The 24,545-nt window shown below is 70.2% G+C and carries 19 protein-coding genes and 1 tRNA gene; 12 read left to right on the forward strand and 8 right to left on the reverse strand.

What is annotated here, in order from left to right; genetic code table 11:
• Nucleotides 1-74 precede the first annotated feature (74 nt).
• The 3 genes from ACWEFL_RS30965 to ACWEFL_RS30975 all read right to left on the reverse strand — a co-directional run bounded on the left by ACWEFL_RS30965 (nucleotide 75) and on the right by ACWEFL_RS30975 (nucleotide 3,506).
• Nucleotides 75-1,721 carry a long-chain fatty acid--CoA ligase gene (locus tag ACWEFL_RS30965; protein ID WP_451718932.1) on the reverse strand — a complete coding sequence of 549 codons (1,647 nt, stop codon included), beginning with the start codon at nucleotides 1,719-1,721 and terminating at the stop codon, nucleotides 75-77.
• A 393-nt stretch (nucleotides 1,722-2,114) separates the two neighbouring features.
• Entirely contained in the window at nucleotides 2,115-2,699 is a 585-nt protein-coding gene (locus ACWEFL_RS30970; RefSeq protein WP_451718934.1) for a SigE family RNA polymerase sigma factor, read from the reverse strand.
• A 495-nt stretch (nucleotides 2,700-3,194) separates the two neighbouring features.
• Nucleotides 3,195-3,506 (reverse strand): hypothetical protein, encoded by a 312-nt coding sequence (locus tag ACWEFL_RS30975; protein ID WP_451718936.1) that lies wholly within the window; start codon nucleotides 3,504-3,506, stop codon nucleotides 3,195-3,197.
• Between the two features lie 323 nt (nucleotides 3,507-3,829).
• Between ACWEFL_RS30975 and ACWEFL_RS30980 the strand changes: the two genes are divergently transcribed.
• A complete protein-coding gene (locus tag ACWEFL_RS30980) occupies nucleotides 3,830-4,726 on the forward strand; it encodes a bifunctional DNA primase/polymerase (protein WP_451718938.1) in 897 nt (298 codons plus the stop codon).
• A 235-nt stretch (nucleotides 4,727-4,961) separates the two neighbouring features.
• Here the strand turns inward: ACWEFL_RS30980 and ACWEFL_RS30985 are convergent.
• Both ACWEFL_RS30985 and ACWEFL_RS30990 read right to left on the reverse strand, forming a co-directional pair.
• A tRNA-Ser gene (locus tag ACWEFL_RS30985) sits at nucleotides 4,962-5,046 on the reverse strand.
• 96 nt (nucleotides 5,047-5,142) lie between these two features.
• Nucleotides 5,143-6,759, reverse strand: a complete 1,617-nt coding sequence (locus tag ACWEFL_RS30990; protein WP_451718940.1) for a S1C family serine protease — start codon at nucleotides 6,757-6,759, stop codon at nucleotides 5,143-5,145.
• 239 nt (nucleotides 6,760-6,998) lie between these two features.
• On the opposite strand from ACWEFL_RS30990, the gene ACWEFL_RS30995 reads away from it, so the two are divergent.
• The 3 genes from ACWEFL_RS30995 to ACWEFL_RS31005 all read left to right on the forward strand — a co-directional run bounded on the left by ACWEFL_RS30995 (nucleotide 6,999) and on the right by ACWEFL_RS31005 (nucleotide 10,217).
• Nucleotides 6,999-7,808 carry a glycerophosphodiester phosphodiesterase gene (locus ACWEFL_RS30995; RefSeq protein ID WP_451718942.1) on the forward strand — a complete coding sequence of 270 codons (810 nt, stop codon included), beginning with the start codon at nucleotides 6,999-7,001 and terminating at the stop codon, nucleotides 7,806-7,808.
• A gap of 387 nt (nucleotides 7,809-8,195) precedes the next feature.
• Nucleotides 8,196-8,798 carry an ATP-binding protein gene (locus ACWEFL_RS31000; protein ID WP_451718944.1) on the forward strand — a complete coding sequence of 201 codons (603 nt, stop codon included), beginning with the start codon at nucleotides 8,196-8,198 and terminating at the stop codon, nucleotides 8,796-8,798.
• 423 nt (nucleotides 8,799-9,221) lie between these two features.
• Complete coding sequence (locus ACWEFL_RS31005; RefSeq protein WP_451718947.1) at nucleotides 9,222-10,217, forward strand: DUF5926 family protein; 996 nt, start codon at nucleotides 9,222-9,224, stop codon at nucleotides 10,215-10,217.
• 495 nt (nucleotides 10,218-10,712) lie between these two features.
• On the opposite strand, the gene ACWEFL_RS31010 is transcribed toward ACWEFL_RS31005, so the two are convergent.
• Complete coding sequence (locus ACWEFL_RS31010; RefSeq protein WP_451718949.1) at nucleotides 10,713-11,462, reverse strand: hypothetical protein; 750 nt, start codon at nucleotides 11,460-11,462, stop codon at nucleotides 10,713-10,715.
• 447 nt (nucleotides 11,463-11,909) lie between these two features.
• A complete protein-coding gene (locus ACWEFL_RS31015; protein WP_451718951.1) occupies nucleotides 11,910-12,596 on the reverse strand; it encodes a bifunctional DNA primase/polymerase in 687 nt (228 codons plus the stop codon).
• Between the two features lie 722 nt (nucleotides 12,597-13,318).
• Here ACWEFL_RS31015 and ACWEFL_RS31020 point away from each other — a divergent pair.
• Together ACWEFL_RS31020 and ACWEFL_RS31025 are read left to right on the forward strand one after the other, a co-directional pair.
• Entirely contained in the window at nucleotides 13,319-15,010 is a 1,692-nt protein-coding gene (locus ACWEFL_RS31020) for a PP2C family protein-serine/threonine phosphatase (protein WP_451718953.1), read from the forward strand.
• A 468-nt stretch (nucleotides 15,011-15,478) separates the two neighbouring features.
• The gene (locus ACWEFL_RS31025; RefSeq protein WP_451718955.1) at nucleotides 15,479-16,939 is read left to right on the forward strand and encodes an aminopeptidase P family protein; all 1,461 of its coding nucleotides are present in this window, start codon (nucleotides 15,479-15,481) and stop codon (nucleotides 16,937-16,939) included.
• A 252-nt stretch (nucleotides 16,940-17,191) separates the two neighbouring features.
• On the opposite strand, the gene ACWEFL_RS31030 is transcribed toward ACWEFL_RS31025, so the two are convergent.
• Nucleotides 17,192-17,665, reverse strand: a complete 474-nt coding sequence (locus ACWEFL_RS31030; RefSeq protein ID WP_451718957.1) for an ATP-binding protein — start codon at nucleotides 17,663-17,665, stop codon at nucleotides 17,192-17,194.
• A gap of 284 nt (nucleotides 17,666-17,949) precedes the next feature.
• On the opposite strand from ACWEFL_RS31030, the gene ACWEFL_RS31035 reads away from it, so the two are divergent.
• From ACWEFL_RS31035 to efeB, 6 genes are all read left to right on the forward strand, one after another.
• The gene (locus tag ACWEFL_RS31035; protein WP_451718959.1) at nucleotides 17,950-18,765 is read left to right on the forward strand and encodes a hypothetical protein; all 816 of its coding nucleotides are present in this window, start codon (nucleotides 17,950-17,952) and stop codon (nucleotides 18,763-18,765) included.
• A gap of 120 nt (nucleotides 18,766-18,885) precedes the next feature.
• Nucleotides 18,886-19,680, forward strand: coding sequence for a YcnI family copper-binding membrane protein (locus ACWEFL_RS31040; protein WP_451719072.1), 795 nt, complete (start codon nucleotides 18,886-18,888; stop codon nucleotides 19,678-19,680).
• Between the two features lie 36 nt (nucleotides 19,681-19,716).
• A complete protein-coding gene (locus ACWEFL_RS31045) occupies nucleotides 19,717-20,376 on the forward strand; it encodes an SCO family protein (RefSeq protein WP_451718961.1) in 660 nt (219 codons plus the stop codon).
• A 164-nt stretch (nucleotides 20,377-20,540) separates the two neighbouring features.
• A complete protein-coding gene (locus ACWEFL_RS31050; RefSeq protein WP_451719074.1) occupies nucleotides 20,541-20,978 on the forward strand; it encodes a copper chaperone PCu(A)C in 438 nt (145 codons plus the stop codon).
• A gap of 32 nt (nucleotides 20,979-21,010) precedes the next feature.
• The gene (locus tag ACWEFL_RS31055) at nucleotides 21,011-23,272 is read left to right on the forward strand and encodes a copper resistance CopC/CopD family protein (RefSeq protein WP_451718963.1); all 2,262 of its coding nucleotides are present in this window, start codon (nucleotides 21,011-21,013) and stop codon (nucleotides 23,270-23,272) included.
• 34 nt (nucleotides 23,273-23,306) lie between these two features.
• Nucleotides 23,307-24,539 (forward strand): iron uptake transporter deferrochelatase/peroxidase subunit, encoded by a 1,233-nt coding sequence (efeB, locus tag ACWEFL_RS31060; RefSeq protein ID WP_451718965.1) that lies wholly within the window; start codon nucleotides 23,307-23,309, stop codon nucleotides 24,537-24,539.
• Nucleotides 24,540-24,545: the final 6 nt, after the last annotated feature.

Here is a 24,545-nt window from a genome sequence, read left to right on the forward strand (position 1 = left end):
CGAGGCGAGCCGCGCACGGAGGCGGGACGCCTGCCCAGGTGCGACGCCCGCCCCCGTACCGGTGCCGCGCTCCCCTATAGTTCGGTGACGGCCAGCTCGCCGTCCGCGTACTGCCTGCGGATGACCTTCTTGTCGAACTTGCCGACGCTCGTCTTCGGCACCGCCGGGATGACCGCCCACCGCTCCGGGAGCTGCCACTTGGCGATCTTCCCGGCGAGGAACTCCTTCAGCGTCTCGTAGTCCGCGGTCGAGCCATCCTTCAGGACGACCGTCGCCAGCGGGCGTTCGCCCCACTTCTCGTCGGGCACGGCGACGACTGCGGCCTCGGCGACCTCCGGGTGCGCCATCAGCGCGTTCTCCAACTCGACGCTGGAGATCCACTCCCCGCCCGACTTGATCACGTCCTTGGCGCGGTCGGTGAGCGTGAGATAGCCGTCGGGGCTCAAGACGCCGACATCGCCGGTCTTCAGCCAGCCGTCCTCGCTGAACCTGTCGGCGGGCCGGGTGTTCTCCCCGTTCTCGCCGCCGTAGTACGCGCCCGCGATCCAGGGACCGCGGACCTCCAGCTCACCGGCCGACTGACCGTCCCACGGCAGAAGATCACCCGCCGGGCCGACGAGACGGACCTCGACGCCTGCCGGGAATCGACCCTGGGTGACGCGGTACGGCCACTCCTCCTCCGCCGTCAGCCTGGCCGGCGGGTTCGACGTCGTGCCGCACGGGGACGTCTCCGTCATGCCCCAGGCGTGACAGAGCCGTACACCGAGCTTGTCGTACGCCTCCATGAGCGCGGGCGGACAGGCCGAGCCACCGATGGTGACCGTCTTCATGGAGGTCAGATCGCGGGGGTTCGCGCTCACCTCGGCCAGCAGGCCCTGCCAGATGGTCGGCACGGCCGCCGCGTGCGTGGGCTTCTCGCGCTCGATCATCTCGGCGAGCGGGCCGGGCTGGAGAAAACGATCCGGCATAAGGAGGTTGATACCGGTCATGAACGTGGCGTGCGGCAGCCCCCAGGCGTTGACATGGAACTGCGGAACGACCACCAGCGTGGTGTCCCTGTCCGTCAGCCCCATCGACTCGGCCATGTTGACCTGCATCGAGTGCAGATAGATCGAACGGTGGGAGTAGACCACGCCCTTGGGGTCCCCGGTGGTGCCCGAGGTGTAGCACATCGCGGCGGCCGAACGCTCGTCCAGCTCGGGCCAGTCGTAGGTGGTGGGGCGGCCCGCGATCAGCTCCTCGTACTCGTGCACCCGCGCCTGGGCGCCGGCGAGCAGGGTGCGGTCGCCGGGGCCGGACACGACGATGTGCTCGATCGTCGGCAGATGCGGCAGAAGGGGGGCGAGGAGGGGGAGCAGCGAGCCGTTGACGAGGACGACGCGGTCGTCGGCGTGGTTGGCGATCCACACCAACTGCTCCGGCGGCAGACGGAGGTTGAGGGTGTGCAGGACGGCGCCCATGGACGGGATCGCGAGGTACGCCTCGACGTGCTCGGCGTTGTTCCACATGAGCGTCGCGACACGCTGGTCACCGTCGATGCCCAGCTCGTCGCGGAGGGCGTTGGCCAGTTGGGTCGCGCGCTCGCCGACTTCCCGGAAACTGCGGCGATGGGGTTCGGCCTCCCCGGTCCAGGTGGTAATCCGCGACTTACCGTGAAACAGCATCCCGTGTTGCAGGATGCGGGTCACAGTCAGCGGTACATCCTGCATGGTGCTCAGCACGGCGTCCTCCCGTTGGGCGCTAGCGCTACGTGGCAGTGAAGAAGTGTGCAGATTCTGCTCACCTACCGCCAGGCGTGTCATTACCCCCCTGGGTAAAGGATGCGGCCGGACGGGAGCCACGGGAATGACGGGCACGCGCGGAGAGCACGGTAGGTGCAGGTGCGGCCTGCACGTCGCGCACGATGCAGGGTGCAAGCGGAATGCACGTCGCGCACGATGCACGGTGCACGCGCAATGCACGTCGCGCACGATGCACGATGCACGCGGACTGCGCGGAATGCCGACTGCACACCGAACTGCCCGCTGTGCCGACTGCGCCGGGATGCGCGGACTGCGCTGCGTGCTGGCTGCGTGCGTACGTCAGTGCGCCGAAGTGCGCCGAGCGCAAGGGCGTCAGCGCACCGGGACCAATTCCGGGTCCTCGCGGAGCTTGCCGAGCGCGCGCGACACCGCGCTCTTGACCGTACCGACGGACACTCCGAGCACCTCCGCCGTCTGGGCCTCGCTCAGATCCTCGTAGTAGCGCAGCACCACCATCGCCCGCTGCCGGTCCGGGAGTTTCATGACGGCACGCCACATCGCGTCGTGCAGCACCTGCTGTTCGGCGGGATCGGGCGAGGGCACGGTCTCCGGCTCGGGCAGTTCGTCGCAGGCGAACTCGTCCACCTTGCGCTTGCGCCACTGCGATGTACGGGTATTGAGCAGGGCACGGCGGACATAGCCGTCCAGCGCCCGGTGGTCCTCGATCCGCTCCCATGCGACATACGTCTTCGTGAGCGCGGTCTGCAGCAGATCCTCGGCGTCGCTCGGGTTCGCGGTGAGCGAGCGCGCCGTCCTCAGCAGTACGGGCCCCCGCGCCCGTACATACGACGAGAACGACGAGTAGCGGGCATGGGTCGCGTACCGTGCGTCGCCTCCGTACAACGGAGGCACCCGCACGGCGGCCTTCGAAGCGCTTGTGCAGACTGGCGTGGTCATGGGGTCCACGCTAGGAGCGGGTACCGCTTCTGCGGATCGGCCACAGGTCCTGAAGCCATGTCCGCCTCAGGTTGTAGTGATGGTGTTAGCCCCACCTCCTGTAGGTGGAGGAGACCCTCAGAGCCGATGACATGGCTCTCAGGGCCTCGAGCCCCGGCTCGGGGAGCGGATGGGCGTCGTACAGCCCTGGCCCCCGGCCTGCGGACACCCGCGGAATCGGGGCGGTAGCGCGTGCGGCGCCGGATTCGGGCGCGGGGCGGGCGCGGGGCTCGGACTGAGCACGGGCGTAGCCGGACAGGGGGTGGGGGGTGGGGTGAGTCGTACGGGTCGTACGACTCCAGGTGGATACGACGGCGGCCCACGGGCCGCAGCCTGGACCGAAGCGAGGACGGAAGCCAGGGCGGACGAACGCGGAACAGCCTGCGCGAGGGCACCGGAGTACCGCAGCGCAGGCTGTCCTTCACTCCTCGGTCCACGCCCCCCTCGGGCCTGGCGTCACCAAAGGTGGGTGAAGTTCACGACCGTGTTGTCGTTGTCCTGGTCGATGGCGGTGAAGGCAGAGCCGTTCACGCTGGCGATGTTGCTCTGGTTGGACGCGCCGGCACCGCTGGCCACCTGCTGACTGGTGGTCGAATTGCCGAAATTCACCCCAGCGACACCACTGCCGACGATCGAAGCCACCGTCGCGTTCGATCCGTCGTCCGCGAAAGCGCCGTTGTCGGCCAAGGCGACGCCCGAGAAGAGGGCAGCCGTGAGGGGCAGGGCGGCGACGGCGGCGAGGACGCGGGCGGTACGGATGCTTGCCATGTCATTTCCTCCATGAACCGGAATTGCGGAAGTACGGCTGGTTCCCAGGCGGTTGGCCGACCGGCCCGGATCTTGGTCACGACGTCGCGACCTCAGAGTTGCCCAGCGAATCCCCGGCGAACCACCCAAGCCGGAGCGATTCCCCCTCAAGCGTGACGACAGGCTGATAAACCCTCTTCACGCCCGCAGAACCGCAGTTCAGAGCGGTGCACGCCCCTTCCACGCCGGGAAAGCCCGGCAGCTACAAGGGGCGAAGCGTTACGGCACGATTCCAGCCAAACTCCCCCTTCCCTTCTTCGAACATCTGTACGATGATAAGAATCATGGCCATCACCGTCCGGCAGACCGCCACCCTGGCCCTTACCCACGCCCTCTCCGCCGCGGAGCGTGGGCTACCCGTCATTCCCCTGTCCCCCACGAAGCTCCCGGCCCTGCGATCACCGCACCGGGACGAGGCCGAGCCGGTCCTGTGCCGCGGCGAATGCGGTCTGCCCGGCCATGGCGTCCACGACGCCACCACCGACCCGGCGGGCGTACGGGCGCTCTTCGCCGCGGCCCCCTGGGCCACGGGCTACGGCATCGCGTGCGGCAGACCGCCGCACCATCTGATCGGCATCGACCTCGACACGACGGGCGTCGGCGGCTCCGCCGGCTCGGTGGCCGATTCGCTGTCCGCGCTCCGGCATCTGGCGCTGCGGCACCTGTTCACCATCCCGGAAACGGTCACCGTCCTCACTCCGAGCGGCGGACGCCATCTGTGGCTGACCGGACCTCCGGACGTCGTCGTCCCGAACTCCGCCGGCCGACTCGCCCCCGGCATCGACGTACGCGGATCGGGCGGCTACCTCGTCGGCCCGGGCTCCGTCTCCGCCCATGGCGCGTACCGTCTCGCCCCCGGCACGGCCGGCCTGTCTCCCGCGCCCTGCCCTCGCGCGCTTCTGCGCCTTGTCACACCGCCCGCGCGCCCTCACCACCCCACCCACGCCCACGCCCGCCCGTCCCAGGGCCAGGGTCTGGTCCATTTCGTCCTCGCCGCCCACGAGGGCCAGCGCAACACCAGGCTCTTCTGGGCAGCCTGTCGCGCGTACGAGAACGGCATCGGCGACTCCCTCGCCAACGCGCTCACCGAAGCCGCCACTCGCGCCGGCCTGACGGAACGCGAGGCCCGCGCCACGATCGCCTCGGCACACCGGCTGGCCATGGGAGGAGGCCGCCGCTGACCGGGATTCCCCCACCGGCGTTCCCCTGCCGCCCGAACACAGGCGGATTCACCTCGGGAGGACACAGGGCTTCACCGACGCGGGACCCGAACGGCGGCTGAGTCCCCGATCCTGGCCGCAGGTTGGCCACACGCCCTGGTCAAGGGCGGGAAACCGGCGAGACAGGCTGAGCACAGAGGGCGGGCCCCGGAATCCGGGGCCCGCCCTCTGACCTGCTACTTCTCTGACCTACCTGCGGTGGGTGTGGGATTTGAACCCACGGTGACTCGCGCCACGACGGTTTTCAAGACCGTTCCCTTAGGCCGCTCGGGCAACCCACCCACGCCCCGCCTTACCTGCCGCGGAGCGGCCTACAGAGTACCGGCACCGCGGCGGAGGGTGCAGCCGTGTTTCTCGGGGTGGGTGGGGAGGGGGGGTCAGCTGTCGCCCGTGCGTTCGCCGAGGGTGACGTCGACCGTGTTCTCCTTGGCGTCGCGTTCGTACGTCAGTGTCACCTTGGTGCCCGGCTTGTGGTTCCAGATCTCGCTGATCAGAGTGGGGCCGCTGTCGATCGGCTTGCCGTTGAACTTGGTGATGACGTCGCCCGCCTTGAGGCCGGCCTTGGCGGCTGGGCCATTGGGAGTCACGGCGTCGGTGCCCCCCGCGCCCTGGGCGGGGATCGTGGCGCCGTCGCCCTTGCCGGACATGTCGACGGTGGCGCCGATCACGGGGTAGACGGGCTTGCCGGTCTTGATCAGCTGCTCGGCGACGTTCTTGGCCTGGTTGATGGGGATGGCGAAACCGAGGCCGATGGAGCCGGCCTGGGACTGGCCGAAGCCGCCCCCGGTGGACTGGATGGCGGAGTTGATGCCGATGACGGCGCCGCGCGAGTCGAGGAGGGGGCCACCGGAGTTGCCGGGGTTGATGGAGGCGTCCGTCTGGAGGGCGCTCATGTACGAGTTCTTGCCGCTGGAGCCGTCACCGGAGGCGACCGGACGGTTCTTCGCGCTGATGATGCCCGTGGTGACCGTGTTGGACAGCCCGAAAGGGGCGCCGATGGCGATCGTCGAGTCGCCCACGGCGACCTTGTCGGAGTCGCCGATCGCGAGCGGAGCCAGGCCCGAGGGTGCGTTCTTCAGCTTCAGTACGGCGACGTCGTAACCCTGCGCACGGCCGACGACCTCGGCGTCGTACTGCTTGCCGTTGGAGAACGTCACCGAGAGGGTGCCGCCGGCCGCGGCCGAGGCCACCACGTGGTTGTTGGTGAGAATGTGGCCCTCTTGGTCGTAGACGAACCCGGTGCCCGTGCCGCCCTCGGACTGGCCGCTGCCGCCCGTGTCCCCGTTGTCCGTGCCGCCGGGGCCCGACTTCGCCTCGATGGTGACCACGCTCGGCAGGGCCTTGGAGGCGACCGACGCGACCGTGCCCGGTTCGCGCTTGAGGTCCTTCGGCATCTCACCGGCGGTGATGGTGGTCGAGCCGGTGCCGTTGTCGTTGCGCTCGGCGGCCCAGTAGCCGATGCCGCCTCCGACTCCGCCGGCCACGAGGGCGGCCACCAGGACCGCGGCGACCAGTCCGCCCGGGCGCTTGCGCGGGGGCTTGCCGCCCACCTGGACCGGCGCGCCCCAGACCGTACCGTCACCGCCGCCGTAGGAGGGGAGGGCGGACGGCTGTGACGGCCAGCCCGTGCCCGGAGCCTGGGCCGCGGCGGGGGAGGCCGCCGGGACGGGTCCGGGCAGCGGCGCGGTGACCGGCTCGGCCTGGGGCGGCTGACCCGGCCCGTGAGCCGCGACCGGCTCGGTGGGGTGAGCCCCCGGAGGAGGGCCGCTCGGGCCGCCCGGCCCGGCCTGCCCGCCCGGCTCGGCCGCGGAGCCCGAAGGCGCCGTGGAACCGGAAGGCGCAGCGCCGTAGGGAGCCGCGCCGTACGCGTCGCCCCCGCCCCCGTCGGACACGGGTGGAGCCGGCGGTCCCGCGGGAGCGACTGGCGGCACAGGAGGCACGGACGGCGCTGCCGGCTGCACAGTGCCCTCGTGGCCCTCGTTCTCGGTGCTCACAGCTTTCTCTCCTCTGGGGTCCACATCATTCGCATCGGTGCGGGAGTCCGCGCTGCAACTGTCTCGGGTCAGCATTTCCCACAGCACGTCAGGCCACTGTAAGCAGGACCTGTGCGTATTCCCTCAATTCTTTACATACGACAAAACGGGCGCGTCTCCAAGGCGTGGCGGCCACCTGGATGAACATGCCTCCCCGCCCCCCGCACACGCCTCCCCCAACTCGGTGACACCATGACGCGGTGACTCAAGCACGGCAGCACAACATCCAGGTCGTAGCCCATCGAGGCGCGTCGGAGGATGCCCCGGAGCACACGCTCGCCGCCTACATGAAGGCCATCGAGGACGGTGCGGACGCCCTCGAATGCGATGTACGCCTCACGGCCGACGGCCATCTCGTCTGTGTTCACGACCGGCGTGTCAACCGCACCTCGAACGGCCGCGGGGCCGTCTCCGCCCTGGAGCTGGCGGATCTCGCCGCGCTCGACTTCGGGACCTGGAAGGGAAGGGAGGACTCCGCCGAGAGCCCCGACTGGGGCGACCCGTCCCTCACTTCCGTACTGACCCTGGAGCGGCTGCTGGAACTGGTCGCGGACTCCGGCCGCCGTATCGAACTGGCCATCGAGACCAAGCACCCCACCCGCTGGGCCGGACAGGTGGAGGGGCGGCTGCTCCAGCTCCTCGAGCGGTTCGGGCTCGCCGAACCGGCCTCGGCGGACGAGTCGCCCGTACGCATCATGAGCTTCTCCGCCCGCTCGCTGCACCGGGTCGCCGCCGCGGCGCCGACCATCCCCACCGTGTATCTGATGCAGTTCGTGAGCCCCCGGCTGCGCGACGGGCGGCTGCCGGCCGGTTCCCGGATCGCCGGTCCCGGGATCCGGATCGTCCGCAACCACCCCGGTTACATCGCACGGCTGCACCGCGCCGGTCACCGTGTTCACGTCTGGACGGTCAACGAACCGGAGGATGTGGAACTGTGCGTCCGGCTCGGCGTGGACGCGATCATCACCAACCGGCCCCGGCAGGTCCTCACCCAGTTGGGCCGACTGTAGGACGGCCGGGACGGCCGGGACGCCGCCGCGGCACGACCAGGAGCCGGCAGCGGCACGACCCGCACGCGACCGGCGTACGGCCAGCGCGTACGGACCGGCGTACGGCCGGCGCGACGGGAGCCACGGCGGCACGGGCACAGGGCGGCCGGACGGGACGAGCGCGGGGCCGGCAGGCAGGATTGCGGAGCCGGTGAGCGGGCAGAACCGGAATGTACGGCTGTAACACGGGCCACAGTGCCATGCACACGTCTCATTCACACATGGTCCGCTATGGGGGCTTACATCCATATTTGGAATCGCTCAGACGTCTGTGATACCGAACTCGTGTCCGTAACACCCACTACAGGGAGTGCACCGGCGCATTCGGTACGTACTCGGGAGTCAGGAGTGCGTCATCGACGCGTTCCGGGCCGGTTTCCGGTTCAGTCCATCGGGGCATTCACACCGTGGCGTGGGGCAAAGGAGGTCTCGGGGGTGGCGTTGGTGGTGGCACAGGAGGTGCCCACGTCTTCGAGCATGGCCGTGCCCCATGGCCCTGCGGGCGTGGGCCAGGCAAGGCACCGGATGCGGGAGCAGCTGCGGCGCGGCGGCGTACCCGAATCGGTCGTCGACGATGCGATTCTGATTCTTTCCGAGCTTCTCAGCAACGCCTGCCGCCATGGCAGGCCGCTGGGGCACGCGGAGGTGGGCGATGGAGACGTCCGCGCCGCCTGGCATGTCGATCCGTCCGGCCGGCTGACGGTCGAGGTGACGGACGGCGGTGGCCCCACCCGGCCCGTGCCCTCCACTCCGTCGGTCACCGCCCGAGGCGGACGGGGGCTCAACATCATCTCCGCGCTGGCCCAGGAGTGGGGCGTCCGTGACGGTGCGGCGGGCGAGGTCACCGTGTGGGTGGTCGTCTCCAAGGGGCACCTTCGCGACGATTTCGCTACGCGCGTCGCAGGCCCGGGCGCCGGCGGCTTCGATTACGCGGAACCGTACGAAGGCTGAGACGAGGGAGGTCCGAGGCATCCCTGGGAACACCCTGCGAAACACCCCGAGGCCGAGGCCGAGGCCGGGGAAGTCCGGGCGAACGACGGCTGAGACAGAGAACGGCCGACGCCCTCCGGCGCCCAGGACCATGGGGGAGCACGACGGTTGAGATGCACGACGGAGGTGTACGGCCCTGCCGGAATCGGTGACCAGGGTCGTACGCCTTTCTCGCGTGCCGTCGCCGACATGCGCACGGACAGGAGTACCGGGTGCTGTGCCCCCGCGACGGCACCGGACGGCTAGGCTCGCGCCGAGAACACGGCACCACCATCACGCACAGCACCACTTTGTGCACCACCACGCACACCAGTCACAGATGCCGCCTCGGGCACGCAGACGTGTCGCCGTACGAGCGACGCCGCTATCGGGAGAAGCCGCACCATGGCCAAGAAGCGCCCCCAGACCAAGGCCCCCGGGTCCCAGCCCAAGGACCGGGGCCGCACCGCGGGCGCCGACGAGCCCGTACCCGTGGTGGGCGCCCGCGAGCCCTGCCCCTGTGGATCGGGCCGCCGCTACAAGGCGTGCCACGGCCGCGCCGCCGCCCAGGCCGTGACCGAACTGGTCCAGCGACCGTTCGAAGGGCTGGCCGGCGAATGCGACTGGGTCGCCCTGCGCGAGCTGGTCCCCGCGGCCACCGCGCGGCTGACGCTCAAGGGCGGACTACCCGAAGGCGTGCCTTCCGTGACGCTCGCGACCGTCCTGCCCATGGCGTGGCCCGCGATGCGCCGCGACGACGGCTCCGTACTGCTCGGGCTCCAGAACGACACCTCGTCCGGCGACCTCAGCCGCGATCTCGCGGACACGCTGACCCGCGCGCTCGCGGCGGAGCCGGGCCATCCGGTCGGCGCCGAGCGGGCCGCGTCGGGCGAAGGGCCGCGGCTCCAGGACCTTCTCGACCCGGAGGCCCCCTTCGAGCCGGTGGTGCACACCGGTTTCGAGTTCTGGATCCCGGAGTCGGCGGAGGACTCCTCCCCCGAGGTGGCCGCATCCCTGGAGCGGGCGAACGCCGCGGCGCTCCCGACGGTCAAACTCTCCGGCACGGACGCCGCGTACTGGTGCGAGACCCCCGAGAAGAACCATCTGCGCTGGGTCATGCCCCACCCGGAGGAGCGCCTTCTGGACGCGCTCGCCCGGCTGCACGCGGCCGGGTCGGCTTCGCTCGGCGAGGGGACCCGGCTCGTCGGATCGTTCCGTGCTCACGGGCTGGTGGTTCCGGTCTGGGACCTGCCGAGCGGGATGAGCGCCGAGGAGTGCGAGAAGCCGGCGGCCGAGTTCGCCGAGCGGCTTGTCGAAGCGCTCGCCGCGGAGGCCCCGCTGACGGGCGACGAACGCCGGGCGCGCGGCGGCCTCACCAACCGTCAGGTGACTCTGAGCTGAGCACTCCGGCAGGGGTGCGCCGAAGCGGAGGAGGGCTGCGGCATGAGGAGCGCGGAAGCCGAGGAGGACTGCGGCATGAGGTGCGCGGAAGCCGAGGAGTGCCATGACCAAGGCGGGCCGGAGCCGAGGAGAACCAGAAGTTTCGGGAAAAGGACGTCCGGAGCGCCGAAGTGGTGAAATTCGAACCAAGGAACCGCCCGCTCCGGCCCTGAGCGGTTCACTCCTTCCCGGGCCGGCCGCCCCCGCCTTGCGATCTGTCCCGACTACCCCTGAGTCAGGTCGAGTTGTGCCCAGGGGCGGTTCTGGGTCACACCGAGCGAAAAAGCGGGTGACTCCCGTCACAACGCACTCAAAGCGCGACTGAACCGCTGTCCGAATACCCGAGATCGAATTTGCGAATGGCAGATCTCTTGTTACCGTTCTAAGAGCCCGGTCGCTGGTGCATCCCCCGTCGCCAGCGATCGGGTCTCTCTATGTCCGGAGCCAGACGGTCTCTCAACGGCCCTTCGGTTCAACGGAGTTGCTCCCCGATCTCAGCAGCAGCGGACCGCCGTCCGGCCCGCCCACGGCGGCGAACTCGGCAAACGCCCAGTACTCCGCCCCTCTACGGGACCGTTCCCTCGGGGTCTCGCAGACGCCCGGCTCATCGCCCACCTCGCCCGCGCAGTTGATCCGCAGGGTTCGCCGGTCGGGGCCCATCAAAGTGAGCACGGAACTCAATTCCGCGCCCGTGGCATTGCGGTAGTACGTACGCGCCCAGGTGTCATGGCCATTGGCCAGTACGCAGGTCTGCGCCTCGACCCCTTCGGGAGAGGCGAGTTCCGGCCCGCATCGGGCGGTGGTCACCGCCGTGCCTTCGCTGCCGTGATCAGGTGATGTTTCGGCCTTGTGCCGTGCTCTTGACGTCTGGTGTGATTTTCTGCCGGGTTGTCCGCCGGAGGTGTCCACGGCATTCTCGTCGGCCTTCTCTCTGCCGTGGGCCTCGGCAGCGCTCACGCCGGAGGCGCCGGCGGGGTTCCCGTCCGGGGCTCCGTCCAGGGCTCCGTCCAGGGCTCCGTCCAGGGTTTCGGCGGACGCTCCGGCCGGGGCTCCGGTACGCGCGGTGGCAGGCGTACCGTCGGACGATCCGCCCGGAGCCCAACGGTCCGGCCAGCGGAGCCCATCGGTCGGCCCCGCCGCCGCGGCCAGCGGCAGCAGCGCGGCGACCACCACAACCAGATAAATCCCGATCATGCGGAGATTCATGGGCCACCTACCCACTGCGCGGAAATTCCGGACGCTACGGGCACCGTGAGGATTCTGAATCCGGCACGGCACTCGGCTCGGCACGCCGACGATATCCATGGAATCCGGGCGCACGGTGACCCGCACACCCGCTTCCACGCAACTCCGGTCCGCTCCAACTCGTACGAGTGACGGCCACCAGGCCGTCACGGCCCGCCGGACTCGCCTGAGCCACCTGAATCACCGCACCGACCGAAGGACCCGCGCTCACCGGACTCACCGAGCCGAGCCGCCCACGAGGCCAAGAGGCAACGAGGCAACGAGGCCGGGAGAGCCGCCCGGCCCAGCCACCGAGCCCGTGTCGCCGGAGCGGAGGCTCGGTAGCTGGGCTCGGTACACCCGGGCTCGGTACACAGTGGTTCGCTACGCGAGCAGCGTCAGTAAGCGGGCCTCGGTACGCGGGCAGCCTCAGTACGCGAGCCGGCTTCCACCGTCCGGCGCGCTCGTGCTCGCCTCGACCAACGCGTCCACGACCGCCTCCACATCCGGCAGCCATGGAGCGCGGGACCCGGGCAGCGGCGCCCGTTCCCACCGCACCTGGCCGGTCCCCGTCTCGGACGGGGGCAGGACCAGATAGCCGCCTTCGCCGTGGAAGCGGAGCGAACTCGGCACGCAGTCCTTGGCGAAGAGCAGTTCACCGAGTTGTTCGAGCGTGTAGGGGGCGACCAGCAGCGACCACCGGGTGGGTGTCGCCACGACCGGCCCGAGCCGCATGTCCATCCGGTCGAGCGCGGCCAGCGCACGGGCCCCGGCCGGCGCGGGAAGGCTCACCGCGCAGGGCGCGTACCCCCCGGTGGCCAGGAGGATCGGTGCGGTGGGCCTGTTCGTCCACCACCAGCGCACCATCCGCTCGTCGGTCGTCGCCGCGAGGAGCCCGGGGTCGAAGGGGTGCGCGCCGGGTACGACGCACTCGGCGTCCGGGCAGGCGCAGCGCCGCCCCCGGCCACCACCGGCCGCGGGCAGTCCCACGCCGGGAAGTACGGGCCATCGCCACTCGGCGGCGCAGGTGAGCGCCGCTTCGAGCTGTGCAGGCTGGACCGGCCCCTTCTTACGCCAAAACCGGATCCTGCGTCGCCTTCCGAGGATCTCGCGCATGAGCGCTCGTTCCTTTCCGTTGAACGCCGAGGTCCACATCACACCCTGTGTACAGCTTTTCACTGTTCGTACGAATACGTCTGGTGTACGCACTGCGTGTGTGTACGTACCTACGTGCTATCACGTGCGCTGGTACGTACTGGTCGGCGGCATCACCGCCCCATGCCGGCGGCATGGGCGTCCCCCCGCTTAGCCTGCGGCAGGATCGCCGCCCGGGGGCCGAACGTGGGCCGTGCTCGATTAAGCGCGTGGCGTGGGGTACGTGCCCGGCGCTTGCTTCCCGTTATATCCGGACCGCTCCCCCGCGTGGGGCCAGTCCGGCATTTCCCCGTCACCCGGGGGTCCGCCTTGGCTCTTCTTCGGGGATCTGCCGTGGGTACCAGTGCGGCCCACGGCTGTTTAAGACGCCCAAGCCCGTCACGGGGTTCCAGGGATCCCAATTGCCCCCGGCCATCACCTTTTACGTACCCACCACGTTCGACATGACGCTTCCCTCCAAGGCCCTCCGGAGCCCTCTGCCCCGGAGAGGTCCCCCGAGGGATCCGCTGCCGAACGCCCTCAGTCGACCTCAATTGTTGACCAGCAGGTGCATTTTTCAGCCAAGTTCAGGACACCAAGGAAGGATGGGCTCGCGGAGACGTCCCGCATGGCCCGGGAACTGGTTCAAGAACAGCTCAAAAGCTACCCAAGGCCACGTAGACACCATCAATCCCACTGGTGCAATGCTGGACATCCCCTCACATGTGCGTGTACATGTGGATGCATTGATAGCGGCGCAGAATGACATGGGGGTTTGCGATGCTATTGAGCAGAACGCACCAGCCGGAAAGCTCGCTGCCATGAGCGCCCCACACCTGCCGAAAGTGGCTGGAATCAACCCACCGGTTCCCAACCTCGCGCATAATGCCGCAGGTCTGTCCGCCCTCGCCTCCGCCTCGGCGCCTTCCGGCACCGATGCGGACGTGCCCCCCGAACTCACCGGCTCCGGCGCCTCCGACGTATCCGGTCCGCCCAGTGCCCCCTCCGACTCCAAAGAACCGAACGGACCGGCTGGATCAGGCACCGTGTCTCCCGCGGCGGTGATCCAGGACCGGCTCGCCGGGTGGGTCACGGACCTGACCGCCCTCCACCAACTGACCGAACGCCTTGCCGAGACCGGTTCACTCGACACCGCCCTCACTGAACTGCTGCGCGCCGGGGCGGCTCTGCTCGGGACCCGCCGCGGGATGGTCGTACTCGAACCCCTGCCCGGCGCCGCACGGCCCGACGGATCCGAGTGCTCCGGCTCCTACGGTGTGGACCATGGCCCCTCCCTCACCAGGGGATTCGGGTTCACCCACGCCGAACTGGGCCAGATCGAGACCGTTCCGCGCGCCATGACCGCGCACGGACGCATCCTGGAGGACCGACGCCGGCCGGAGGGGCGGACGGGGCTCCCGGCGCCGGTCGCCCACCCCGATCTGCTGGGTGACGAATCGCTCGACGCCCAGCACCGCGAGGTCGCCGCCCGCCTCGGCTGCGCGGCCGGCTACACCCAGCCGCTCGCTTCCGAGGCGGCGGGCACGCTGGGCGCGGCCGTCTGGTACTTCGACGAACCGACCACCCCGTCGGACCGCCGGCGCGATCTCGTGAGCCTCTACGCGCGGTACGCCACCGGCCATCTGGCCCGGCTGCTCGAACTGGAGCAGGCCCGGCGGACCGTCGCCACCGTCGCGGAGGAACTGCTCCCCAGCAGACTGCCGCGCGTGCCGGGGGTCCAGCTCGCGGCCCGGCACCGGACCGGTCCACGCGGTGGCGGCGACTGGTACGACGCGCTGCCGCTGCCGGAGGGCGCGCTCGGCCTCGCGGTCGGCTCGGTCAGCGGATCGGGGCCGAGCGCCCTGGCCGCGATGGGTCGGCTGCGCGCGTCCCTGCGGGCGTACGCCGTGATGGAGGGCGAGGACCCCGTCGCCGTACTCTCCGATCTCGAACTGCTGCTGCGGCTCACCGAACCGGCCCGTACCGCCACCGCGCTCTTCGCGTACGCCGAACCCGCGGCGGGGAAGATCGTGCTGGCCGGGGCCGGGCACACTCCGCCGCTGATCATCGGCGAGCGGCGCACCGAGTTCGTCGAGACGTCCCTGTCCGCGCCGTTGGGGATGCTGGCTTGCTGGGAGGCGCCGAGCGTAGAGCTGCGTCCCGAGGCAGGCGAAACGGTGCTCCTCTACACGGACGGTCTGCTCCGGCGTACCGGGGACGCCATGGACCGGGCCTTCGCGCGGCTTCACTCGGCCGCCGCGGGCGTGCCGAAGGCGGCGCGCGACGATCCGGGGGCGATCGCCGACCATGTGCTGAACACCGTGCTGCCCGACGGGCTCGACCAGGGCGTCGAAGGCGTGGACGACGTCGTTCTGCTCGCCGCCCGTTTCGACTGACCGGAACACTGGCCGGAGCCCCTGCCCAGGACGCCGGAACCCCGGCCGAGAGCACCGGCCGAGAACACCGGCCAGTCCCCGGCCGGTCCGGGAAGGGGAGCGCGGATCTGGCCAGGGGCGGTCCGTCGGCATCACCGCCGACCGACCGCCGGCACGGCCACAGACCGGACACGGACCGGCCGGGATCAGCCGGGGATCAGCCGGTTGGCGGCCGTGGCCATGGGTCGGCCATGGGTCGGCCACGAACCGCGACGGTGTGTATCCGGCCATGGACCGACGGCAGGCCCGGACCGCCCGATGGCCGGCAGTCGGCTCGCTGCTGACCGACTGACCGGTCTTGCCAGGGAACGGCCGACCCTGCTCACGTGGTGTTACGTCTGCTTTGCCTTACTCCTCACACCCCGCGAGGCCGTCTTCACGTCGCACATACGATGGAGTCCGGTCCAATGATGTATCGAGGAGGCAGACGTGGCCGAGGAGCTCACCCCGAGTGTCCCGGAAGAAGAAGAGCAGCCGGTCAAGCAGCGGAAGAACGGCCTCTACCCGGGAGTCTCCGACGAGCTGGCCGAGAACATGGCGAGCGGCTGGGCGGACACGGAGCTGCGTGATCTGGAGCCCATCGCCCAGGCGTCGCAGACGGCCGCCCGCCGCGCCGCTCTCTCCGCGCGCTTTCCCGGCGAGCGGCTGGTGATCCCTTCCGGCAGGCTGAAGACCCGCTCCAATGACACGGAGTACCCCTTCCGGGCCTCCACGGAGTACGTCTACCTCACCGGCGACCAGACCGAGGACGGCGTCCTCGTCTTGGAGCCCACCGCCGACGGCCACCGGGCCACGGTCTATCTGCTGCCGCGCTCCAACCGGGAGAACGGCGAGTTCTGGCTCTCCGGCCAGGGTGAGCTGTGGGTCGGCCGCAGGCACTCCCTCGCCGAGGCCGAGCAGCTGCTGGGCATCCCGGCCGAGGATGTGCGGGAGCTGGCGGACAAGCTGCGCGAGCAGACCGGTCCGGTCCGCGCCGTGCGCGGGCACGACTCCGGCATCGAGGCCGCGCTGACCGACAAGGTCACCGCCGAGCGGGACGAGGAGCTGCGCGTCTACCTCTCCGAGGCGCGCGCGGTGAAGGACTCGTTCGAGATCGGCGAGTTGCAGAAGGCGTGCGACTCGACGGTCCGCGGCTTCGAGGATGTCGTCAGGGTCCTGGACAGGGCCGAGGCGACCAGCGAGCGCTACATTGAGGGAACGTTCTTTCTGCGCGCCCGTGTCGAGGGCAACGACGTCGGCTACGGCTCGATCTGCGCCGCCGGCCCGCATGCGACCACCCTGCACTGGGTGCGCAACGACGGCCCGGTCCGCTCCGGCGATCTGCTGCTGCTGGACGCCGGTGTGGAGACCACGACCCTCTACACCGCCGATGTCACCCGCACTCTCCCGGTCAGCGGCCGGTTCAGCGAACTCCAGCGCAAGATCTACGACGCGGTGTACGACGCCCAGGAGGCCGGAATCGCGGCGGTGAAGCCGGGCGCGAAGTACCGCGACTTCCACGACGAGGCCCAGCGGGTGCTCGCCGAGCGGCTCGTCGAATGGGGACTGGTCGAGGGTCCGGTGGAGCGCGTGCTGGAGCTGGGCCTCCAGCGGCGCTGGACGCTGCACGGCACCGGCCACATGCTCGGCCTCGACGTCCACGACTGCGCCGCCGCGCGCACCGAGGCGTACGTCGACGGAACGCTGGAGCCGGGCATGTGCCTGACGGTCGAGCCCGGTCTGTACTTCCAGGCCGACGATCTGACGGTGCCGGAGGAGTACCGGGGCATCGGCGTACGGATCGAGGACGACATCCTCGTCACCGAGGACGGCAACCGGAATCTGTCGGCGGCGCTGCCGCGCCAGGCCGACGAGGTCGAGACGTGGATGGCCTCCGTCCAGCAGTCCTGACCGGCGGGTGAGGAGCCCGAAGCGGAGCAACGGGTGCGGAGGGCGAGTCGCCCAGGTCTAGGTCGTTTCTGATGGATCAGGCTGGATCAGGGAGCGGGGTCTGGTGCCGTGCATCGCAAGGCGGAGGAGGGAGTCCATGCGGTGGGGGTACCTCCCGGGCCGCAAGGCCCAGGGGGCCATAGGTGACCGACGACAACGCAGCGAGGTGCGGTGCCAGGGCACGCGAGCCCAGCAAGATCCATCAGAAGCGGCCTAGGAGACCCTGAGCAGCGCGTCCTCCCGCCATTTCAGGGTCTTGTCGAAACTGACCACCGCTCCGCGCCCCGGCCGGTTGCTGAAGCGAACGTGGTCGGCCAGTTCCTCGATCAGCCAGAGCCCTCGGCCGCTCTCCGCGGTGGTCGGTGTGTGCGTGTCGGCCCCCGGTCCCGTACGAGGGCACTCGTCGGCCTTCCGAACGGGAAAGCCGGGACCGGAATCAGCCACCTCGATACGGCACGTCTCACCGTCCAGATACGCGGTGACCTGGTACGCCCCCAGGGGATCGCCCGGACCTTCGCCGCCCCCGTGCTCCACCGCGTTCGCACATGCCTCACTGAGCGCGACCGAGAGGTCGAAGGAGATCTCGGGGTCCACGCCCGCCGTCTCCATCGTCCCGATGAGCAGCCGCCGGGCGAGCGGAACGCTCGCAGCTTCGCGCCGCAAATGGAGTGACCACCAGATGCTCATGCTCCAGCCTCCTGGCTGCGGCTCGACATACCGATACGTATTGCCCCAATACACGGTCCGTAAGCACACAGTTGGTGTGATTGCCCTCATTCGGCGGAAGCGCGCCACCGTGGCGACGGTGTATGCCGAAGGGGTGACGGCGGGACCGGGACGTGCCGGGGCGGGTCTGGGTGGGTGACGGCTGACGATGACGTCTCCGTCGCTCTCCCTGTTCACGGCCCCAAAGGGGACCTTCCGGACCTGCCGTACGGCGGTGGGAGGCCGGGTGCGATGATGACCCGGCCATGTCGTCCCTGTCGTCCCCGCCGCTTCCGAGCGGTGCGCGCACCGGAGCCGGTCTACGGCTGCTGAGGGCCGCGGTGTTCACCGCGGTCTGTGTCGCGCTGTCCGCGACAGGGCACGCGGTGGTCTCCTGCGCGAGCGTCCCGTGGTGGACTCTGCTGGCGGGCCTCGCCGGGATCTTCGCCCTGGTCGTGCCGTTCACGGGCCGGGCGCGCTCACTGCCGTCGATCGCCGTGGCGCTGGGGGCGGGGCAGCTCGCGCTGCACGCCCTCTTCGGTCTCGGCCAGCATCAGCTCAGGTTCTCGCGGGCGAGCGACGACATACTGATCCGGATGGCCGCGAAACTGATGTGCGGCACGGGTGCCGCGCCTCTCAGCGCGGCCGACGCACACCGGATCGTCACCACCGCGGGCCTCACGCCGCCCGGCCACAGCGCCCACACGAGTGACGTCGCGACGGCGGCAGCCCAGCCGGATCTTCTGCCGTCGCTCCCCATGCTGCTCGCGCATCTGCTGGCCGCCCTCGCGACCGGCTGGCTGCTGCGGCGGGGAGATCTGGCACTGCTGCGGCTGATGCGGCTCTCCGCCGAGTCCGCGTACGAGATGCAGCAGGCGGTGACGGAGGCCGCCCGGCTGCGCTCTCTGCGGGCCGCACTCGCTCTCGTACGGGCGCTGAGCACCGGCCTCGTACACACGCCGTCCCCCGGGGGGCGTCCCCCTCGGGCCTCGGACGACGCTCGCCCGCCGGCCGCGGGTGAGGCACTTCAGCACACGGTGATCAGGCGCGGGCCGCCCGCGCGCTTCGCTCTCGCAGCCTGACGCGGCCCACTCGACGGGAGTGCGGCCGTGGTGCCGCGCACCTCTGTGCCCCGGCACACCACCGTCTCTCCCACCCTGTGGAGTGTCTTCGTCATGAGCGTTTCATCCCGCGCCTCCCGTATGTCGCTTGGTCACACTCGCCACACCCCTGCCTTCCGTCTCATCCCTCCCTTCCGTGCTTCCCGTGTCGCGGTCGCCGCCGGTGTCGCCGCGTCCTCTGTGCTGCTGCTCTCCGGGACGGCGTTCGCGCATGTCAGTGTCCAGCCGCAGGGCGAGGCCGCGAAGGGCGGTTACGCCACCGTCAACTTCAAGGTCCCGAACGAGCGCGACAACGCCTCGACCGTGAAGCTGGAGGTCAGCCTGCCGACCGAGCACCCGCTGGCCTCGGTGATGCCGCAGCCCGTGCCCGGCTGGAAGGTCGAGGTCACCAAGGCCAAGCTCGACAAGCCGCTTGAGGTCCACGGCAAGCAGATCACCGAGGCGGTCTCCAAGGTCACCTGGACCGCCGACGGCTCCAAGATCGGGCCGGGACAGTTCCAGCAGTTCCCGCTCTCTCTCGGACAGCTTCCCGAGAACGCCGACCGACTCGTGTTCAAGGCTCTCCAGACGTACGACAACAAGGAGGTCGTGCGCTGGATCGAGGAGTCTCAGGAAGGCGCCCCCGAGCCCGACGCACCGGCACCCGTCCTGACGCTGTCGGCCGCCAAGGACGACGGTCACGGTGGAACCGCGACGAGCCCCGGCACCGAAAACAACGGACACGACGACAGCGACGACGGCACGAGCACGTCGGAGAACGCGTCCTCGGACGGCGGCTCGGACACCACCGCCCGCGTCCTCGGGATCGTCGGCATCCTTGTCGGAGCGGGGGGAATCGCCTTCGGCCTCCTGGCCGGCCGGCGCCGCACTCCTTGATCTTCCGTTTCACACACCACCATCAGGATTTCCTCCATGCGCATCAAGACCGCACTGACGGCCGCACTCGCCGCGACCGCCGTGTTCACTCTGTCCTCCTGCTCCAGCGGGGACGACTCCGGCGGGAAGGACTCCGTCGCGGACGTCTCCCTGCAGGAGGACAACAAGCCCGGAACCCTGCTCGACCAGCCGTTCGCCAAGCCTGACCTCGTCCTGACGGACACCAAGGGCAAGCCGTACGACCTGCGCGAGCAGACCAAGGGCAAGCCGACACTGATCTTCTTCGGCTACACCAACTGCCCGGACGTCTGCCCCCTGACGATGAGCAACATCGCCATCGCCGAGAAGAAGCTGCCCCAGGCCGACCAGGACAAGCTCCAAGTCGTCTTCATCACCACCGACCCGGAGCGCGACACCCCGGCCGAGCTGGGCAAATGGCTGCCCAGCGCGGGCGACCCGTCCTTCGTGGGCCTCAGCGGCGACTTCTCGAAGATCCAGGCGGGCGCCCGCCAGATCGGCATCGGCATCGAACCGGCGCAGAAGGAGAAGGACGGCTCGGTCGTCTCCATGCACGGCGCGCAGGTCATGGCCTTCTCCCCGGAGACCGACAAGGGCTATGTGATCTACGGCGAGAGCACGACGGCGGACGAATACGCCAAGGACCTGCCCAAGCTCGTCCGTGGGGAGGAGCCGTGAGCGAGGCCCCGGGAACGGGCCGGGCGACAGCTGGGCAGCGGGCGATAGCCGTGGGCCGGGAGACAGCAGTCGGTCGATCGACGGCTGTGGGCCGGGAGACGGCCAAAGGCCGCTGCAAAGCGGGTCTCATCGGTGCCGTGGCCCTCAGCACCGGGCTGGTGCTGATGGGCTGCTCCTCCAACGGTAAGGCAAGCGGACCGTCACTGAAAGTAAGTGGCGAATTCATGCCACAACCCGTCAGCGACATGGCCGCCGGGTTTCTGACCGTGCGGAACGACGGCGGCGGGGCCGACAAGCTCACCTCCGTCACCAGTTCCATCTCCGACGACGTCACCATCCACGAGTCGAAGGAGCGGAAGATGCGGAAGGCAGAGGCGTTCGACATCCCGGCCGACGGCTCGCTCGCTCTCGAACGCGGGGGGAACCACATCATGTTCGCCCAGCTCAAGCAGCGGCCGAAGCAGGGCGAGAAGGTCTCCGTCGAGCTGCACTTCGAGAAGTCCGATCCGATCCGGGTCGAACTCCCGGTGAAGGAGCCCACGTACGACCCGGCGAGAACACCGGCCGACCGGCCGGCGGACACCCCCTCGAAGCACCACTGAGCACCACTGAGCAGGAGGGCATCGACGACGTCATGAGAGCCACCGCCCCGCGCTTCGGCCCGTCCCCGGCCAGGCCGCACCACCGCCTCGTACGGCTGCTGCTGGCCGCGACCGTCCTTCTGGGCACGGTCCTGGGCTCGCTGGTCACCGCCGCGAGCCCCGCGGCCGCCCACGCCGCCCTGACCGGGAGCAATCCGAAGGACGGGGCGGTGGTCCCCACCGCTCCGAAGGAGGTGACGCTCACCTTCTCCGAGCCCATCGCCATGGGCAAGGACTCGATCCGGGTCCTCGAACCCAGCGGCAAGCGCGCGGACCGGTCGACCGTCCGCGACGTATCGGCCGACGGAAAGGTCGCGTACGCCGTCGATCTGCTGGCCACGGTGCCCAACGGCACGTACACCGTGGCCTGGCAGGCCGTCTCCGCCGACAGCCACCCCGTCTCCGGTGCGTTCACCTTCTCCATCGGCGCCCCTTCCAAGACCGAGGTCGCTCTGCCCGACGAGGAGGCCGGCGGCGGGCTCGTCGGGCTCCTCTACGACATCGCGCGGTACGCCGCGTACGCGGGCTTCCTTCTGATGACCGGTGCCGCCGCCTTCATCCTGGTGTGCTGGCACCGGGGGGCCACGGTCAGGCCGGTGCAGCGGCTCGTCGCCCATGGCTGGGTGACGCTGACCGCCGCCACACTCGCGATGCTGCTGCTCCGGACCCCGTACACGGGGTCCGGAAAGCTCGCGGACGCCTTCGACCTCGGCGGTCTCCAGGACGTGCTGGAGACCAAGACGGGAGCGGCCCTCATCTCCCGGCTGCTGCTGCTCGGAGCGGCGGCGCTGTTCATCGCGGTGCTCTTCGGCGCGTACGCGAAGAGGGAACGGCCGGACGGAGGACAGAGCGCGGGGTCCGGCGAAGCTGACGGCATGGGCGAAGCCGATGGCCTGAGCGCAGGCACGGGCTCTAGCGCAGGCGCAGGCGCGAGGACAGAGAAGACAGAGAAAGCCGACCGCGCCGGGTCACTCGGCGGCGATGACGAGGGCACGGGCGAGGCCGAAGCCGTCGGCACGGGCCCCGCGAACGACAGCCCGGGGCCGGTGCCCGGCAGCCGTGAGCAGGACCTCGCCTTCGGGCTGAGCGTCGGCGGTGTCGTCGTCTCGGCGGGGCTCGCCGCGACCTGGGCACTGTCGGAGCACGCGTCGACCGGTATACAGACGGGGCTCGCGATGCCCCTCGACGTACTGCATCTGCTGGCCGCGGCCGGCTGGCTCGGCGGCCTCGCCGCGCTGCTGACAGCACTCCACCGCGCCCCTGTGATCGACCCTGTGGCCGTGCGGCGGTTCTCCACACTCGCTTTCGTCTGCGTCGTCACGCTGGCGGCGACCGGGATCTACCAGTCCTGGCGGCAGCTCGGCTCGTGGTCGGCGCTGACCGAGACGGAGTACGGGCAGTTGCTGCTGGTCAAGGTCGCGCTGGTGGTGGTGATGGTCGCCGTCGCCGGGATCTCCCGGCGGTGGACGGCACAGCTGGCCGAGGCACGCGACACGCAGGCCGACGGAGTCGGCGAGGGCAGGGGCGGCGCGGGTGGCGGAGCCGACGAGGCCGGCCGAGCCGCGGACACCGCCCACCCCCCAGCGGCCGAGGACGGGAAATCCGTGACGGTTCCGGGGTCACCGGAAGCCGAAGCGGGTCCGTCCCGGCCGACGCCGAACGGGTCCGGGGAGAACCCCGCTCGGGCCGCCCAACTGGCACGACAACGGGCGGCCATCGCCACCACCCGGAAGAAGAAGGCGCGGGACGCCGACCCCGTACGCTCCGGAATGCGCCGCTCCGTACTGGCCGAGGCGGGGATCGCCGTCGTCGTGCTCGCCGTGACCACCGTGCTGACGGCCACCGAACCCGGCCGCACCGAAGAGGAGGCCGGCAGGACGTCGGCCTCCCCGACCGCCGACACCGTTCCTTCGGGTCCGGCCGAGATCAGGCTCCCCTTCGACACCGGCGGCCGGAACGGCAAGGGCACGGTCCGTCTCACCTTCGACCCTGCGCGCCCCGGCCCCAACGAGATGCGAGTCTGGGTCGACGGCGCGGACGGAAAGCCGCTGGACGCCCCCGAGGTGAAGGTCTCCTTCACCCTGGAGGACAAGCAGATCGGGCCACTGCCGGTCACCCCCGACCGGGTGACGGCCGGACACTGGAGTTCGAGCCGGCTGCAGATACCGATGCCCGGCGACTGGCGGGTCAAGGTGACCGTACGGACATCGGACATCGACCAGACGACCATCGACAAGAACATGAAGATCGGCTGACAGACCCGTGGATCCCTCGAATCCGACTGAACCCGTGAGCGGCGACGGCATCTCCCGGCGACGGCTCGTCTCCACCGTCGGCGCGGCCGGCGCCACCGGGCTCGTCCTGGGCGCGGCGGGCGGGGCCGTGACCCACGCGGCCGCGGCCGACGACGCCCCGACGGCGTTGACGGCGGTCGGCTCGACCGCCGTGGCCTTCCACGGCGAGCACCAGGCGGGCATCACCACTCCCCTGCAGGCGCACGGTCATCTGATCGCCTTCGATCTGGCTCCGGGGGCGGGCCGCAAGGAGGCCGCCGCCCTGATGCGCCGCTGGTCGGGGCTGGCCGCCGGTCTTACCGCGGGCTGGCCCGCGGAGGGCGGTGACACGGGCGTCGCCCTGGACGCCGGGCCGTCATCGCTGACCGTCACCTTCGGCTTCGGCCGTACCTTCTTCGACCGTACGGGCCTGGCCGCGCAACGGCCGGCCGGTCTGGATCCGCTGCCCGCCTTCTCCGCCGACCAACTGGACCCCAAACGTTCGAACGGCGATCTGTGGGTGCAGATCGGCGCGGATGACGCGCTGGTCGCCTTCCACGCGCTGCGCGCGATCCAGAAGGGAGCGGGGGACGCGGCACGGGTGCGCTGGCAGATGAACGGCTTCAACCGTTCACGGGGGGCCACGGACCGGCCGATGACCACCCGCAATCTGATGGGCCAGGTCGACGGGACCAACAACCCGAAACCGTCCGACGCGGACTTCGCCCAGCGCGTCTTCCTTCCGGCCGACACCGAACACGCCTGGCTCGCGGGCGGCTCGTACGCCGTCGTACGCCGTATCCGGATGCTCCTCGACAGTTGGGAGGCGCTTCCGCTCAAGCAGCAGGAGCAGGTCATCGGACGGCGCAAATCGGATGGCGCCCCGCTCACGGGCGGCACCGAGACGACCGCCCTCGCGCTCGACGAGCTGGGCGGGGACGGAAAGCCGGTCATCCCGGCCAATGCCCATGCCCGGATCTCCGCGCCCGAGCAGAACGGCGGCGCGGCGATGCTGCGGCGGCCGTTCTCCTTCCATGACGGGTTCGGCGCGGACGGGACTCCGGACGCGGGGCTGCTCTTCATCTGCTGGCAGGCCGATCCGCTGCGGGGTTTCGTGCCCGTGCAGCGCAAGCTCGACCGGGGTGACGCGCTCTCCCCGTTCCTGCGGCACGAGGCGAGCGGACTCTTCGCGGCACCGGGCGGGCCGGGGGACGGCGAGTACGTGGGCCAGCGGCTTCTGGAGTCCTAGCCGGGT

This window comes from Streptomyces sp. NPDC004838 (genome assembly GCF_053600955.1).